We start from the raw sequence: 15,386 nt of genomic DNA on the forward strand, positions 1-15,386 counted from the left end.
TAGTTCTGTTCTATAACTTTCTTTACTATTACATCAATACCTAAAGATGGTGTAGTATGAGGGAATACTTGTTTTAGATAACTGAACTACACCTACATTTAAATTTCCAAACTCAATAGTTTCACTTGAAGTTGAATATATTTCGCTTAAAATTCTTAAATACCACAATCTAAGAAAATGACTCCAAATGGATTTACTATATTTATTCAGACCATCTTTTAATATTATTAAACACATTGTCTGTTATCCGATTTCCAAAATTCATATTTTTATTTCCTCTTGTATGAATGGCTATTATTTTGATACCTGTATCAAAATAATGATATACAGGTGATCCACTTTGCCCTTCATAAGTATCAATCTTGTATGTTAGTCTGCTAGGATTAACACCTTCAATTGGACCATAATCTCTCCACATTGTGTAACGTTCATTTCCTATTTTATCAGCTGGATATCCAGGAATCACCGCAAGTAAACCTTTTGGTGATTCTACATAGGTAGTTCTATATCCAAACCAACCCGTATAATCTCCTGGAGACCCATTTAATTTAATCGTTCCATAATCATAATTTGAATTTTCGTTATCAGTCCATCCACTTACCGAGTAAAGTTTTGTTCCTTTATAAGGTAAATACGGTGCTTGTCCTCCATTACGTCCTGGAGTTACAATAACATTTGTCGCCCATCCACCAATTTCTTTATTGTAAATACAATGTCCAGCTGTCAGCACTGTATCTTTACTAATTAGTGCTCCTGTACATCCATAAATTTCTCCACTATTATACTGAGTTGCTATATGGACTACAGCACTATACGGATATGAAGTTGTATCATTAACCCGTATTCGATCATCTATTCCTATAACAGAATAGGTAAGAATGTTAGGTGAATAATTTAACTTCGTATTTTCTAAGAAGGCTCCCCAATCTTCCCCACCATGTTTACGCCCTTCAAATGAAGGTGAAACAAGATCTTCTCCCCTTCGATCATTACTATACAAAGATTGTTCTTGAAAAAGTACACGTTCTCCCTCATTTGAAACTGATGTCCACGGTACATCTTCTGCATACACCTTCTGATTCACCAAAAATACTGTACAAAAAAAGATAAAAAGAACACCAAAACTATAAAGAGCCAACCTACATCTTATAGAAATAAAGCTATCCAACATAACTTACCTCCTATACAAATGATAGCGAACAATTGAAGATCCCTTTATAAATTCTAGTTTTTCTTTTTTTAGAAGTCAATGTAATTAATAATGATTATCATTATTAATTACATTGACTTAACAAAATCAAACAATGAGTCATATTCTTTACTCTGCGTTCAAAAACCTGTCTCATTAAAGTTTCACCATATTACATAAATCCATAACCTTTTTCACAATCAACTCCGCAGTATTCTCTCCCGGTGGCATTAACAAATTTGTAACTGTTCCATACACAATAGGACTTAATTCTACTTCATATCCGCCATATGCATATTCGTCTTTTGTCGGTAAATAACCAAGATATCCGTTCATATATCCACCAAAGAAAGCCAATTCATTTTGAAGGCTCTCTTTCATTGCTAAGGCAGTTTCTGAAAAAGGTTCCATCGGTATACCTGAAAACATACCATCATTAACTTGAAACAGTTGAACTTCTAAATCTATACGTAACTTCCGAATACCTTGCCTATATTTCTCTAATACGATAGCAACCCATTCATCCGTATTCACGCCCCACTGCTTCTCGGCTAATCGAGCCATGCTTCGTATCTCATCAATTTCAGGAATATCATTCAACTTCATTTGCATCATACTTGAAACTGTCCTTAAATTTACAATTGGACTATATGTAACTGTTGGTAACATCGTTAATATATGTCCACTAAGTATGTAAGCCATTTGTTTTAAGGCTTCACTTGAACCGCGATACTTCGCATTCACATTTCCAGCGGCACCTTGAACGATAATAACAGGGCAGTTCACTATCTGCTCTAGAATCTCTCTCGTTATTCCAGGATAATCTGCTGATAATTCATCGCTATCACCTTTTAAAACATTCGGATGCGCCGTACAAAATACTATAATCCCAGATAGCTCCTTCGTTTCAGCATCTCTTATTGCCAACATGCCAATTCGCTTATCTACAACACCTTCTATATTTGTTCCCATCTTTGCTTTTCCATCAGATGTTCTCTCTCGTCGGTTTACACCAATATCACCTGTCGTAACACCCCATCCAACTTCGCATCGCTTTAAATTGTTATTTGCAGTAACAGCACCATGTACTACATTATTTACTAAAATCATTTTATACGACTGCACTAGCGGATCATCACCGACTGTCTCTGGACCGGAATGCGTATGAGTATAAACAACAGTTATTCGCTCAACTGGCACATGAACCTCACTCGCTACTCGTTCACGAATCATATTCGTATCTTCTACTAACATACCGATATTATCAATGCTTATAAACACAGTCTTCATTTCATCTTTTTCAAATACAAAAACTGTCCCGTAAATACGTTCTTCAACATTATTTATGCCTGCCTCTCTATGATATCCGACAAAATCAATACCTACAGGCGGCGTAATATCAACCTTACATACCCCTATTTTGCTCATTTGAATCGCTCCATTTCTCTATGTAACTCCCTTTTTTAAAGAATAGCATATTTGACCTTGTTCCAAATAAAAAAGAACGGACACAGTATCCTATGTCCGTTCTTCCCCTCACACATACTTCCGATGCACCATCTTTCCATCATAAGAAAACACAACACCCTTACTCTCCACAATGGACTCCATATGCACCGTTCTTCCCCATAGTTGATGAAGATATGGTAATACTTTTTCTAAGTATTTTAAATCGAGCTCGATTCCTTCGTAACTATGTTTAATGTACAATTCTCCGTTCTTTAAGTAGTCTCCGTCTTCTACTACTAAGTACGGGAAGCCGCCATTTGTACGCATATTTACGAGTTGATCACGCACATGTTCCCACTCTTTATCTATTACTTTATACTCTTTTCCTTGGCGCTGGAATAAGTACATATCTTCTCGCATAACGAGATCTTTATTTAAGTAGTTTCTTAAGAACGATACATCCCATTCAATTTCGCGTACTTCAAAGATTTTGTCACGACCAGACCCAGGTTTTACACCACGGCGTTTCATTTCTTCTGTTGGGTTGTTGTAACGTTCTTCAATATCTTCAAACATTTTAATACCTAGGTAGTATGGATTAATACTTGTTTTTGATGGCTGTACAACACCTGCATTTAATTTCGCAAATTCAATTGCTTCATCAGATGTTAAGTCCATTTCACGAAGTATGCGTTGATGCCAGTAGGACGCCCAGCCTTCGTTCATGATTTTCGTTTCAAGCTGCGGCCAAAAATACAACATTTCTTCGCGCATCATCGTTAATATATCACGCTGCCAATCTTCTAACTCACGGCTATATTCTTCAATAAAGAGAAGTAAATCCTTCTCTGGTTGCGGTGGGATTTTCTTCTTTTTACGTATATTGGATCGTTCTCTCTTTTTGTTTCGATCATCTAAATTCCATAGATCATCGTATTGTGATACCTTTTTCTTTTCTACTTCTTCTTCTAAATCATCAATACTCCACGCAAGTTTGGGACGCATGAGCGACGGGTCAATGTGCTCTTGAATGGCAAGTACGGCATCTAAAAATGTTTCTACTTCTTCTTTTCCGTACTTATGCTCATATGCTTTCACCCGTTCAGCTGTCGCTGACATACTTTCTACCATATCTCGCTTCGTATTTGAAAAACGAATATTATTTTTAAAGAAATCACAGTGCGCTAAAACGTGCGCTACGATTAATTTATTTTGAATTAACGAGTTCGTATCTAATAAAAAGGCATAACATGGATCAGAGTTAATAACGAGTTCGTATATTTTACTAAGTCCTAAATCGTATTGTAATTTCATTCTGAAAAATTGTTTTCCAAAACTCCAATGTGAAAACCTTGTCGGCATCCCATATGCACCAAATGTATAAATAATTTCCGCTGGACATATTTCATAACGCATCGGATAAAAATCAAGCCCAAATCCAGTCGCAATTTCCGTAATTTCCGCAATCGCATATTGCAGTGCTTTATCGTCACTTGCTCTCATTATTTTCCCTCCTTACACTTTCCCTTAAGAAAGTGTATGATGAAAAACAAGCTTTCATGAGGATTGATTGCATAATAAAAAGACACCCCCGCAAAAACGAGAATGTCTCATCTATTAACCTTCAATAATCTCCATCTTCTCCGTAATCGGAGTACGAGCTTTTCCTTCTGGCGCTTTATCGAAATAGCCGATATGAAGAATTCCAACGATACGTTGGCCTCTTGTTAAACCGATTCCTTCTATAAATAATGGATTGTAGTTTAATCCGCCTGATTTCCAAACGCAACCTAATCCGCGTTCCCAAGCAAGAAGTTGGAAGTTTTGCATAAATGCACATGTTGCAGCGTAATCTTCATCACGTTGAATTTGACGCGGATCTTCATTTATATATACAACGATTTGTGCAGGCGTGCTTAAGAAACGATCTGATAAAATTTTACCGCGTTTCGCTCTTTCTTCTTCTGTGAAAGAGCTTAATACTGCATCTACTAATTTCTTGCGGCCTTCTCCGATGTATAGTTTACAATTCCATGGTTCACGGTGCTTATGATTTGGTGCCCATGTTGCATCGTTTAATAGTTCAATTAATAAATCTTTTTCTACTGCTTTGTCTGTAAATGTACGAACAGAGCGCCTTTCTTTAATCACATTAGCGATGGAAGTATATGTAGTCATATTTATCTCTCCCTTATTTTTATCTATATGTATAAGTTTATTGTTGGTATTGATATTGATTTTCAATTTCGATTATACCTTAGTTTTTTACTATTAATCAATGTTTTATGTTGGAAAACTTCTAAAAACGTCATTTCATACTGTGAATAAAAAAACTTAACTTGTTCACAAATATTTCACATTTTATGGAAATGATATGTGTACAGTTTTCTACATTATCCATCTAGGAGGAGTTTACATGTACAAAAAAATCGCAGTAAGTATGACTATGGCAGCATTATTATGCGGGATATCCACCTTCCCTACGTCCGCTGCCACACCGAAAGAAGTAACAATGCATCACCATAAACCAATTTCAGAAGAAGAAATGCAGTCGCTAGAAAAGCTCGGCTATAACAAACATGAAATTTGGAAAGCTGCTCATATTGCAAGGATTAGTAATAAAGAAATAAAAGACGTTTTAGCTTACTATAAGCAAAATAAATCTTGGGAGAAAACAGCCGAGCATTTCGGTGTAGATCCAAGTAAGCTGAAAAAGCATCATATGAATAAAGAAACAAAGCAAGCACTGCTACAACAGTTAGCAACTATGCAAAAATCCACACCGGATCAGCTAAAGCAAAAAATGAAAGAATATAACATCAAATTGCGTCACCTTACTGTGTTAACAATCATCTCTCAAAAAAGCAATACCCCTCTTGATGATGTATTAAAAATGAAAAAAGATGGAATGGACATTAAACAAATTGCCGAAAAATTAAATGTAAAAAGAGAAGATATACGAGCGGAAATGATGAAATTAGTGAAGTCTATTAAAGAACAAAAAACAAATTAAAATGCTAAAAAGGAAGAGGCTTTCACTACTCTTCCTTTTCTTTATGAACTTTCAATTTTTAAGTATAAATTCCCGTCTTTCCCAAAAACTAACACAAGTAAATGATGTAAGTTAGGGGTGAGAAAATGTTCGGTTTATCATCTAAGAAATCAAAAAAGACTAATACAAAAACACTTTGTTCTATCCCAGAATTTATACAAACCATGAAAGAATCAAGCGATTTTGTCTCTTATAACATACTTAAAGATGAAACGTTGTGCTTGTTTTATTATAAATCTGTCGTGGAAGCACTTATTATTAAACAATTCATTTTAACTCCTATAAAAAAGGAATCGGAACAAATCCAAAACATCTCTGATTTATGTAATATTATCTCTATTGAAGACATTATTACCTCCCCTTCTAATGATGATATTCGTGAAAAATTATTAGGTGGATATATTTTAATACGCTTAAAAAACAATTCGAATCCTGATCAATATGCTTTAATTCGTGCCGAAAGTACTGTTTTAGGAAAACGATTATATAACGATACAGAAAATGAGTATAGCGTAATCGGGCCTAAAATCGGTTTCGTTGAAAACCTTGATACAAATATCCACTTATTACGCCGAAATATCGTAACGGAGCAACTCATTTTTAAAGAAGTTACCGTCGGATCTATATCAAAAACGAAAGTAGCAGTTGCTTATATAGAAGGAATTACAAATGAACAATTTGTCAACACCGCACTTCAACGGCTAGAAGACATTGACTTTGATGTCCCATTTGATTCAACTATGATTGAGCAATTTATTAGTGATAATAGCAATTCACCTTTTCCTGTTCTATTACCTACAGAACGATTAGATCGAGCTGTATTTGCATTAATTAACGGGGAAGTTTTAATTTTAACAGATGGCTCTCCATATGCTTTATCAGGACCAACAACGTTACTGGATTTTTTCATTTCACCAGAAGATTATTATTTACCGTGGATGATTGGATCGTTCTTTCGTATTATTCGCTTTTTCGGAGCTATATTTTCTCTTTTTTCCTCCGCTATTTATACAGCGGCTTTAACATATCATTATCAAATGATTCCTGCCGATTTACTAGGTCCTATTATTTTCTCGAGAGCTAACGTACCTTTCCCTCCTATTCTAGAAGCACTCTTTTTAGAAATTACAATTGAATTGCTTCGTGAAGCTGGAGCGCGTTTACCGACAAAAGTCGGACAAACGATTGGGATTGTTGGGGGGATTGTAATTGGCCAAGCATCCGTGGAGGCAGCTTTGACAAGTACAATTTTATTAATTGCAGTTGCTTTATCCGCTCTTGCATCTTTCACAACACCAACCGTAAAGATGTCTTCTACTATCCGGTTGTTACGCTTTCCGCTTATCCTTTTAGCCGGTGCATTCGGAGGATTAGGCCTTATTGTCGGATTTGTATTTATTTTAGCTCATTTAATTAAATTAAAATCACTTGGATCACCTTATTTATTACCTTTATATCCATTTCGTGGTTTAGGTACAGCAGAAGGTTTTCTTCGATTACCATTTAGTCAAACGGCACAAAGACCTTCTTTTCTTAGACCAAAATCAAAATGGCGCTACAATCCAAACAAATCGAAGCAAAAACGTGATGGTGAGAATGAATGAAAAAAATTTTATTGCACCTTATCATTATCTTCTTCGTTTTACAAACTGGCTGTACACAAACGTATATAGTGGATGCACAGCGTATTATTCATATTGCTGGATTTGACATCACAAAAAACAAAAAATTCCAAGGAACTATTCTATTCCCAGAGTACACACATGGTGTAAAGTCTAAACCAGAGACGCAAACAACATCTGCCCGTTCACTTGAAACAATTGCTTCACGATTAAATGCGAAATCTCCTCACAATGTTGTTGTAGGTCAAATGCGTGTCGTCCTATTTGGAAAGGCTCTAGGGGAACGCGGAATGGGAGAGATTATTACTAACTTACAACGTGACCCAAATATCGGGCGTGATGTACAACTAGCAATTGTAGATGGATCGGCTGAAGAGCTTTTAAATTACGGAAAAAAAAATGGGTCTTTATATATTGCTGATTTACTCGAGCAAAATATAAGAAATGAGAACATTCCACAAACTGAATTAAACATTTTTTTATATAATTATTACTCTTCTGTATGTGATGCCTATGTTCCTTATATTAAAATGGACGATAATCATTCTGTCGCTGTCAAAGGACTTGCCTTTTTAAAAGGCGATAAAGTCGTCATGTATACGGATAAAAGACATTCTGTTTTAGCAAAATTACTTATTAATCCTACGAAAAATGGACGTTACGAAGCAGCAATAAAAAAGGATAAACATGAAGGTATGGTTGTTATACAAAACTTAGCTGGGGAAAATAAGTATGATATAGATCAAACTGGCGACATACCAAAAGTAAAAATCCATTTAAAACTAAATGGATTAATTAAAAACTCTCCTAATTGGATTGATCTAAGAAAAAAAACAAATATCAACTATATAAAAAAACAAATTGAACGAAATGTCGAAAAAGACTGTGAAGATTTAATAAAACAATTTCAAGAAAAAGAAATTGATCCTTTAGGAATACGAGATGAAATTAGAAGCCATACGAGAAAATGGAATATAAAACAACTTCGAAATATGTATAAAAATATAGCGGTAGATATAAATTTAGATCTTAATATTGTACAATCTGGAATCGGAGAATAGTGAGGTGAAATAAGCAATGAATACAATGAATAAAACAAAGACCGTATCTCCATATTTTGCATTTATTTTATTGCATTCTCTCCAGGTTGGTATAGGAATTCTCGGATATCAACGTGTAATTTTGAAAAATGCAGGTTATGATGCTTGGATTTCTCTTATTATTGCAGGTATTGCAACTCATATTGTACTGTTTTGTATGTTAAAAATGCTTGAAAAAGACGGAGATTTAATTAGTATTCATACAACAACCTTTGGAAAATGGGTTGGCTCTATATTTTCTGTAATTTTCACTCTTTATTGCTTATTATTTTGCCTTACTGTTCTTCGTACATATATAGAAGTGATACAAGTTTGGATTTTCCCTACCATTAAGTTATGGAAACTTACGCTTATGTTTTTATTAGTCACTTACTACATTATAAAAGGTGGCTTCCGTTCTGTGACAGGGATATGTTTTTGGGGTATTGTTCTTCCTATGTTCGTTGTATTCTTTTTAGTCTATCCGATGAAGTATGCACATTTTCGTAATATTTTACCTATTTTTACACATTCACCCTTTGACATGCTTATATCTGCAAAACACTCTGCATTGGAATTTCTAGGGTTTGAAACAATTCTTATCTTTTATCCCTTTATTGAAAAAGGAAAATCTTTAAAAAGATGGGCCCATGCTGGAATTGCTTTTAGCACCTTAATTTATGTAGTTTTAGCTATCGTATCTTTTATGTATTACAGCGAGGGACAATTAAACCGTACTATTTGGCCTACTTTAACGATGTTAAAAATAATTAAAGTTCCTTTTATTCAGCGCTTTGAATATATTATTATTTTCGTTTGGTTTTTAATTATTTTACCAAACCTTTGCTTAACCATTTGGTCATCATGTCAAACGATGAAGCGTTCCTTTCATATTTCATTTAAATTTACATTACCGTTTTTTATTTTCATCATATTTTCAGCTTCTCTGTTCTTCACAAACCGTGAAAGTATCAACACATTAAATACCGTACTATCTCAAGCGGGTTTATATATTGTATACACTTATATCCCGATTTTATTTCTATTCCATTCGCTAAGATGGCGCTTCAAAAATCAGTCAAAAAAATCTTCAACCGATACACCGTAATCTCTGATACAATTTGATTAATACATTTGTAAAGGGGACAAGCGAATGAAAAAGTATGTATTTTCTTTACTTGCAGTACTAAGCTTAATTCTTGCTGGATGCGGAAGTACTGGTACAAATGACCAAAAATCTTCTGAATCAAAACAAGAAGAACATGACCACGCATCGCACACTCAGCAAGCTGACATTCAAGAGAAAACAAAAGGAGTCGACACACTTCCAACCTTCCTAGATAAGCTTGATCCACAAATGAAAGATATCTACACCGTCGCTGGACAAAATGCAGAGCTATTAGATTGGATTCCATGCTATTGTGGTTGCGGTGAAAGTGTAGGACATAAAAATAATAAAAACTGCTTTATTCGTGAAATTAAAAAGAATGGTGAAGTTGTTTGGGACTCCCATGCAACGACTTGCGTCAATTGTCTAGAAATTGCAGTTGAATCTGCTTCCATGAAACAAAAAGGAAAATCAACGCTTGAAATTCGTAACTATATCGATAATAAATACAAAGAAGGCTATGGCAAACCAACACCTACGCCAATGCCAAAAGCTTAAAAAACGAGGGAATTCCTCGTTTTTTCTTTTCATTCTCATTTTTTCTTAACAAATTCTTTCAAGTGTATTTCTCCTTACTTATCACACACTATATATAACTCTCGGTAAGGAGGGTACACAGTGCAAACATATAACGACTATGATAAAGCTCTCTATTACACGTATTGCTGTAATTGGGATAAATTACTCGTTCTCATGGTTCAAACGAACGATCAATTATTTTCTAAGCGTATTGAGCATTTTTTACACGCTTATCAATACAGCAAGGAACTGCCAGAAGTTGATAAACAATTGCAGCTCCTATTTCAATATATTGACCACGCATCCCAAAAGTCGCATGTAGAAGAAGTAGAACAAATTCAAATGTAAACTATAGCGCTATTCTCTTCCGGAGAATGGCGCTTTTTTTTAATTTTTATATCAATAAAAGTTTCTCCTCATAAAACTTTTATTGATAAACATATTTTTTCTTTCTTTTCCATACCACTTCATACTATAATTTAGTATGTAACTATTATAAGAGAGGTATAAAATATGGGACGAGAAAAAAAGCAAGAATATGCTTTACTTACCGCATGGGGAGCTTCTTTTATCGCTACACTGGGAAGTCTTTATTTTTCCGAAATCATGAAATTTGAGCCTTGTGTACTTTGTTGGTATCAACGTATTTTTATGTATCCATTCGTTTTATGGCTCGGTATCGCTGTAGCAAAAAAAGATTATCGCATCGCAAGTTATTCTTTACCAATTGCAAGTATTGGTGCTTGTATTTCTTTATATCACTATGCAATTCAAAAAGTCCCAGCGTTTTCAGCTGCTGGAGCAGCTTGCGGTCGTGTACCCTGCACCGGAGAATTTATAAACTGGTTTGGTTTTATTACAATCCCGTTTTTAGCACTTATCGGCTTTATTACAATCGCTGTTTGTAGCTTTATTGTCATCAAAAACAAATAAGGAGATGAAAGAATGAAAAAAATGCTTATATTTGGTGGTATTATTATCGCCTTGTTCGTAGCAATTTTCGCTGTCACACAAATGGAAGAAAAAAATGCTACTAGCCAAAAGATTGATAATCCTACTGAAAGTAAGACAAACGGTCCTGACTACTACACAAATAAAATCTCTCTTTCAGATCTTCAAAAGAACTTAAAAGAGAAAAAAGAAGAAACAGTATACTTTTATCAAACATCTTGCGTTCATTGCCAAAAATTATCTCCTGTCCTAGTGCCAATGGCTAAAGACTTAAACGTTGATATGAAAGTTATGGATATTGAAAAATTAGATGCTCCTTGGGATGAATATAAAATTCAAGGAACACCAACAATCATTCATTTTAAAGATGGCAAAGAAGTGAGCCGTATTAGCGGTGAACAGCCGAAAGATAAATTAAAAGAATGGCTTGAGCAAACGAAAAAGTAACTAGAAAAGGAAACTCCTTCTACACATGAAATGGGTGTAAAATCCCACACTAATGTATAAGGAGGGGGTTTTATGCCAGAAGTAAGATGTTCTGTTTCCAACTGTTCTTTTTGGGGACAAGGTAACTTTTGTCAAGCAAGTGCGATCATCGTTCAGCCTGATGCAGATGAAACTGGTCAAACTGAAAATGATTCATATACAGCTGCTGTTTTAACAAACGAGACGCTAGAAAGTCCTGTAGCAACGAGTGTAGAAACTTGTTGTCATACATTTAAGCCTAAATATTAAACAAAAAAAGCATGCGATTAATCGTATGCTTTTTACATTCCCCTCCAAAAATCATGCATAATAAAAAAGTACAAAATAACGAGAACGGCCGTCCCGCATAAGGTAATGCGCCGATATACACTCTTCTCTCCTTCCCTCGCTTTCACAAACGCCCAAATAAATCCGAAGAACAATATTAAATCAACATATGGAACATAAAAAGAAAAGACGAGAAACGCATATAAATACACGATAAATAAACAGGTCGTTACTAAAAAAACTTTAAACGCAAATTCACTTTTCATAATATAACCGCCCCCTATCTGTACTGTATTATATTCAGCAAAATATAATAGTTGCAGTTAAACTCCAAGTATAAATAAGCTACCGTCTATAAAACGGTAGCCATTACGGAACATTGTATTTCCGTTTATATATATTACTTAAAATTGAAGAAGGAATTTGCTCGTAACGAATTTTCTCTCCTGTTTCATCTATAATATACAAATTGTTTCCTATATAATATATTCCATCTTTTCGTTTTGAGTACACTGGATATCTTTCATTTGGCAATACCGTTTTCACTTTTGTTAACTGTCCATTTGGTTCTTGCCAATATATATCCGCGCGGTCTACTAGCGTAAGTACTCCAATTTGTTCTTCTTCTATTTTCCGACTATTCCAGCTCACAACGCGATAACCAAGCTTATTCGCTTCATATTCGGGGCTCGTATGAAAACGAGAAATGATTACTTTTGTTTGTAATTGTACTCTGTCATATAACCATTGTATATCCCTGTCATGCATGCGAATACAACCATTTGATTCCCTACTTCCAATCGTCCATTCCCGATTTGTCCCGTGAATCGCATATTCATTCTTATCTAGTCCAAGCCACCTCGTACCGAGAGGATTATTCGGTGCACCCCCAGGTATTTTTTTTCGATGGTATTCTTTATTTTTAAATTTAGTTATAATACAAAAGTTACCTTCAGGCGTAGGTGTACGATCTCTTCCAGTCGTTACTGGAAATGTTTTTGTATAATTTCCATTCTCAAAAAAAGACAACTGATTTGTCGTAAGATTCACTAATATTAAATGATCTGTATTAGCAAAAGCACTAACCGGTAGGATGAAAAATAATAGTATGACGAAACATAACTTTTTCAGCTATATCCCCCCTAGCGCTCACTATAATAAGTGGAATTAACATTACTTTGCTCTTATAAATGAAAACTATCCATTTACAATAATGCCCCCATTTACATGTATCATTTGTCCAGTAACATAAGAAGAATCACCAGACGCTAAATATACGTATGCCGGCGCTAACTCATATGGTTGACCAGGCCTTTGCATTGGGACATTGCTCCCAAACTGAGAGACTTTCTTCTCATCAAAGCTCGATGGAATAAGCGGTGTCCAAATCGGTCCTGGTGCAACACCATTTACCCGAATCCCTTTTTGCACTAACGATTGAGAAAGTGATCTTGTAAAAGCTACGATTGCTCCTTTCGTCGCGGAATAATCAATTAACGTTTCATTTCCTTCATATGCAACGATAGATGCCGTATTTATAATGACATCCCCTTTCTTCAAATGAGAAAGGGCTGCTTTCGCAACGTGAAAATAAGAAAAAATATTAATACGAAAAGTCTTTTCTAGCTGTTCTGCTGTAATATACTCTAGTCCTTGCTGCGGATATTGCTGCGCGACATTATTTACTAAAACCTGTAAACTACCTAGCTGCTGGACGGTCTCTTGAACAACATCTTTACAATGCTGTTCATCACTTAAATCACCCGGCAACAATACACACTTTACACCTTCTTTCTCAACATATTGCTTCGTCTCATTAGCATCTTCTTCCTCATCTAAATAAGCAATCGCAACATTTGCTCCTTCTTTTGCAAAAGCGATGGAAACTGCTCGTCCAATTCCGCTATCTCCCCCTGTAATTAATACATTCTTTCCTTTTAACTTTTCGCTACCTTTATAATTGGGATCTTCAAACTGTGGTAGAGGATTCATTAATGATTCAATACCAGGCTGCTTATTTTGATGTTGCGCAGGCATTGTTATAAAGTTTTTTTGCTGTGGCATAGCTGCTTTCAACTCCTTTTCCTTAGCATGTGCACAATAAAAAGCTGAAATTCACACATCGGTTTACGATTAATATTCGAATTTAAGACACAAAATATGAATTGTTATAAACTTTTTATGCAAAACTATTGCAAAATAGATAAAAAACGAATATTATATATAACTGTTGTGAAAATTATTCGTAAACAGAAAGGATGTTTATATGTTTAACCTTTCAAAACATAAAACTTCTATTAAAACTGAAATTATGGCAGGTATTATTACCTTCTTAACAATGGCATATATCATTGTCGTAAACCCTGTTATCCTTGGAGATGCAGGTGTTCCATTTGAACAAGCATTTACAGCAACAATTATTGCTGCTGTTGTCGGAACATTATTTATGGCAATCTTTACAAACTTACCAATCGCAATCGCGCCAGGTATGGGATTAAATGCTTACTTCTCTTACTCTGTTGTAAAAGCGCATGAAGGCATGACTTTCGCAATTGCATTCTCTGCTGTATTCGTAGCAGGTATGATTTTAATTTTGCTATCATTTACATCTTTCCGTACAAAATTAATGGAAGCAATTCCTGAAAACTTAAAACATGCAATTACTGCTGGTATCGGGTTATTTATCGCCTTTATCGGTTTACGATTAACTGGTATCGTTACAAAAAATGATGCAAACTTAGTTGGACTTGGTGATCTTCACTCTGCTCCAGTTCTACTAGCATTAGCTGGACTTGGAATTACTATTATCCTTATGTCTTTAAATGTAAATGGCGCACTATTTATCGGTATGCTATTAACTGGTATTATCGCTTTCTTCACAGGACAATTAACATTCTCAAACGGTGTTACATCAATGCCTGGATTACCAGAAGGAATTATCGTTTCAAATCCAATTACTGCTGTATCTGACGTAATTAACTACGGATTATACGGCGTTGTATTTTCATTCTTCCTTGTTACATTATTTGATACAACAGGTACATTACTTGGGGTAGCTCAACAAGGTGGATTTATGAAAGACGGAAAACTCCCAAAAGCTGGACGAGCTCTTCTATCTGACTCATTCTCAGCAACTATTGGTTCTATGTTCGGAACGACACCATCAACAGCTTACATTGAATCATCTGCTGGTGTTGCAGCTGGTGGTCGTACTGGTTTAACAACTGTTACAGTAGCTGTTCTATTCGCACTAGCAGCATTCTTCGGACCATTAGTAAGTGCTGTCTCTGGTGTATCAGCTATTACTGCTCCATCATTAATTATCGTTGGTAGTCTTATGATGGGTTCAGTTCGCCACATCGATTGGGACGCATTTGATGAAGCATTCCCAGCATTTTTAGTAATCTTAAGCATGCCTCTTACATCAAGTATCGCAACAGGTATCGCACTTGGATTTATTTCATATCCACTTATGAAAGTGGCAAAAGGTAAATTCCGTGCTGTTCACCCACTTGTATATGTATTTGGAATTTTGTTTGCTTATCAATTGATATTCTTACCACATTAAAAAAGTAGAGCATCGAAATCCGATGCTCTACTTTTC

Annotated in this window: 17 protein-coding genes; 10 read left to right on the plus strand and 7 right to left on the minus strand. The window is 35.1% G+C overall.

The annotated features are described in order from the left end of the window. Nucleotides 1–202 precede the first annotated feature (202 nt). From AB6801_RS24055 to AB6801_RS24070, 4 genes are all read right to left on the minus strand, one after another. Nucleotides 203–1,171, minus strand: coding sequence for a trypsin-like serine peptidase (locus tag AB6801_RS24055; RefSeq protein ID WP_000887279.1), 969 nt, complete (start codon nucleotides 1,169–1,171; stop codon nucleotides 203–205). Nucleotides 1,172–1,345: 174 nt separating this feature from the next. Then, entirely contained in the window at nucleotides 1,346–2,617 is a 1,272-nt protein-coding gene (locus tag AB6801_RS24060) for a neutral/alkaline non-lysosomal ceramidase N-terminal domain-containing protein (protein WP_097998146.1), read from the minus strand. Between the two features lie 108 nt (nucleotides 2,618–2,725). Beyond that, the gene (gene spoVR / locus AB6801_RS24065) at nucleotides 2,726–4,141 is read right to left on the minus strand and encodes a stage V sporulation protein SpoVR (RefSeq protein ID WP_001202717.1); all 1,416 of its coding nucleotides are present in this window, start codon (nucleotides 4,139–4,141) and stop codon (nucleotides 2,726–2,728) included. A 114-nt stretch (nucleotides 4,142–4,255) separates the two neighbouring features. After that, nucleotides 4,256–4,816, minus strand: coding sequence for a nitroreductase family protein (locus AB6801_RS24070; RefSeq protein WP_000214823.1), 561 nt, complete (start codon nucleotides 4,814–4,816; stop codon nucleotides 4,256–4,258). A gap of 238 nt (nucleotides 4,817–5,054) precedes the next feature. On the opposite strand from AB6801_RS24070, the gene AB6801_RS24075 reads away from it, so the two are divergent. The 9 genes from AB6801_RS24075 to AB6801_RS24115 all read left to right on the plus strand — a co-directional run bounded on the left by AB6801_RS24075 (nucleotide 5,055) and on the right by AB6801_RS24115 (nucleotide 11,764). Continuing rightward, entirely contained in the window at nucleotides 5,055–5,651 is a 597-nt protein-coding gene (locus tag AB6801_RS24075) for a hypothetical protein (protein WP_000276983.1), read from the plus strand. A gap of 125 nt (nucleotides 5,652–5,776) precedes the next feature. Further along, nucleotides 5,777–7,294 carry a spore germination protein gene (locus AB6801_RS24080; protein ID WP_097998774.1) on the plus strand — a complete coding sequence of 506 codons (1,518 nt, stop codon included), beginning with the start codon at nucleotides 5,777–5,779 and terminating at the stop codon, nucleotides 7,292–7,294. Then, the gene (locus AB6801_RS24085) at nucleotides 7,291–8,373 is read left to right on the plus strand and encodes a Ger(x)C family spore germination protein (RefSeq protein WP_000722244.1); all 1,083 of its coding nucleotides are present in this window, start codon (nucleotides 7,291–7,293) and stop codon (nucleotides 8,371–8,373) included. Before AB6801_RS24080 ends, AB6801_RS24085 begins: the two co-directional genes overlap by 4 nt. A 16-nt stretch (nucleotides 8,374–8,389) precedes the next feature. Then, nucleotides 8,390–9,499: a GerAB/ArcD/ProY family transporter gene (locus AB6801_RS24090; RefSeq protein WP_001095043.1), complete on the plus strand. Its 1,110-nt coding sequence runs from the start codon at nucleotides 8,390–8,392 to the stop codon at nucleotides 9,497–9,499. Between the two features lie 45 nt (nucleotides 9,500–9,544). Further along, nucleotides 9,545–10,057, plus strand: coding sequence for a PCYCGC domain-containing protein (locus AB6801_RS24095; RefSeq protein WP_000761029.1), 513 nt, complete (start codon nucleotides 9,545–9,547; stop codon nucleotides 10,055–10,057). Between the two features lie 120 nt (nucleotides 10,058–10,177). Continuing rightward, nucleotides 10,178–10,426: a YhdB family protein gene (locus tag AB6801_RS24100; RefSeq protein WP_001195459.1), complete on the plus strand. Its 249-nt coding sequence runs from the start codon at nucleotides 10,178–10,180 to the stop codon at nucleotides 10,424–10,426. A gap of 165 nt (nucleotides 10,427–10,591) precedes the next feature. Beyond that, complete coding sequence (locus AB6801_RS24105) at nucleotides 10,592–11,011, plus strand: disulfide formation protein C (protein WP_000532264.1); 420 nt, start codon at nucleotides 10,592–10,594, stop codon at nucleotides 11,009–11,011. Between the two features lie 12 nt (nucleotides 11,012–11,023). Then, nucleotides 11,024–11,476, plus strand: coding sequence for a thioredoxin family protein (locus tag AB6801_RS24110; protein WP_000738450.1), 453 nt, complete (start codon nucleotides 11,024–11,026; stop codon nucleotides 11,474–11,476). A gap of 72 nt (nucleotides 11,477–11,548) precedes the next feature. Further along, complete coding sequence (locus tag AB6801_RS24115) at nucleotides 11,549–11,764, plus strand: DUF1540 domain-containing protein (protein WP_001115480.1); 216 nt, start codon at nucleotides 11,549–11,551, stop codon at nucleotides 11,762–11,764. A gap of 32 nt (nucleotides 11,765–11,796) precedes the next feature. Here AB6801_RS24115 and AB6801_RS24120 read toward each other — a convergent pair whose 3' ends face one another. The 3 genes from AB6801_RS24120 to AB6801_RS24130 form a co-directional block, all read right to left on the minus strand. Further along, nucleotides 11,797–12,048, minus strand: a complete 252-nt coding sequence (locus AB6801_RS24120) for a hypothetical protein (RefSeq protein ID WP_000834198.1) — start codon at nucleotides 12,046–12,048, stop codon at nucleotides 11,797–11,799. 103 nt (nucleotides 12,049–12,151) lie between these two features. Next, a complete protein-coding gene (locus AB6801_RS24125) occupies nucleotides 12,152–12,913 on the minus strand; it encodes a L,D-transpeptidase (protein ID WP_025118307.1) in 762 nt (253 codons plus the stop codon). A gap of 66 nt (nucleotides 12,914–12,979) precedes the next feature. Next, the gene (locus AB6801_RS24130; RefSeq protein WP_097998775.1) at nucleotides 12,980–13,846 is read right to left on the minus strand and encodes an SDR family oxidoreductase; all 867 of its coding nucleotides are present in this window, start codon (nucleotides 13,844–13,846) and stop codon (nucleotides 12,980–12,982) included. Between the two features lie 202 nt (nucleotides 13,847–14,048). On the opposite strand from AB6801_RS24130, the gene AB6801_RS24135 reads away from it, so the two are divergent. Continuing rightward, nucleotides 14,049–15,350 (plus strand): NCS2 family permease, encoded by a 1,302-nt coding sequence (locus tag AB6801_RS24135; RefSeq protein ID WP_000482710.1) that lies wholly within the window; start codon nucleotides 14,049–14,051, stop codon nucleotides 15,348–15,350. The last annotated feature ends 36 nt before the right edge of the window (nucleotides 15,351–15,386 follow it).

The organism is Bacillus sp. RCC_6_1 (assembly GCF_041360755.1).
Classification (GTDB): Bacteria; Bacillota; Bacilli; order Bacillales; family Bacillaceae_G; genus Bacillus_A; species Bacillus_A cereus.

What these genes read in the sequence shown, in the direction of transcription:
- AB6801_RS24055 (WP_000887279.1), bottom strand. Translation starts at nt 1,171, where the DNA reads ATGTTGGATAGCTTTATTTCTATAAGATGTAGGTTGGCTCTTTATAGT.
- AB6801_RS24070 (WP_000214823.1), bottom strand. Translation starts at nt 4,816, where the DNA reads ATGACTACATATACTTCCATCGCTAATGTGATTAAAGAAAGGCGCTCT.
- AB6801_RS24085 (WP_000722244.1), top strand. Translation starts at nt 7,291, where the DNA reads ATGAAAAAAATTTTATTGCACCTTATCATTATCTTCTTCGTTTTACAA.
- AB6801_RS24105 (WP_000532264.1), top strand. Translation starts at nt 10,592, where the DNA reads ATGGGACGAGAAAAAAAGCAAGAATATGCTTTACTTACCGCATGGGGA.
- AB6801_RS24075 (WP_000276983.1), top strand. Translation starts at nt 5,055, where the DNA reads ATGTACAAAAAAATCGCAGTAAGTATGACTATGGCAGCATTATTATGC.
- AB6801_RS24115 (WP_001115480.1), top strand. Translation starts at nt 11,549, where the DNA reads ATGCCAGAAGTAAGATGTTCTGTTTCCAACTGTTCTTTTTGGGGACAA.
- AB6801_RS24090 (WP_001095043.1), top strand. Translation starts at nt 8,390, where the DNA reads ATGAATACAATGAATAAAACAAAGACCGTATCTCCATATTTTGCATTT.
- AB6801_RS24120 (WP_000834198.1), bottom strand. Translation starts at nt 12,048, where the DNA reads ATGAAAAGTGAATTTGCGTTTAAAGTTTTTTTAGTAACGACCTGTTTA.
- spoVR (WP_001202717.1), bottom strand. Translation starts at nt 4,141, where the DNA reads ATGAGAGCAAGTGACGATAAAGCACTGCAATATGCGATTGCGGAAATT.
- AB6801_RS24110 (WP_000738450.1), top strand. Translation starts at nt 11,024, where the DNA reads ATGAAAAAAATGCTTATATTTGGTGGTATTATTATCGCCTTGTTCGTA.
- AB6801_RS24080 (WP_097998774.1), top strand. Translation starts at nt 5,777, where the DNA reads ATGTTCGGTTTATCATCTAAGAAATCAAAAAAGACTAATACAAAAACA.
- AB6801_RS24135 (WP_000482710.1), top strand. Translation starts at nt 14,049, where the DNA reads ATGTTTAACCTTTCAAAACATAAAACTTCTATTAAAACTGAAATTATG.
- AB6801_RS24130 (WP_097998775.1), bottom strand. Translation starts at nt 13,846, where the DNA reads ATGCCACAGCAAAAAAACTTTATAACAATGCCTGCGCAACATCAAAAT.
- AB6801_RS24060 (WP_097998146.1), bottom strand. Translation starts at nt 2,617, where the DNA reads ATGAGCAAAATAGGGGTATGTAAGGTTGATATTACGCCGCCTGTAGGT.
- AB6801_RS24095 (WP_000761029.1), top strand. Translation starts at nt 9,545, where the DNA reads ATGAAAAAGTATGTATTTTCTTTACTTGCAGTACTAAGCTTAATTCTT.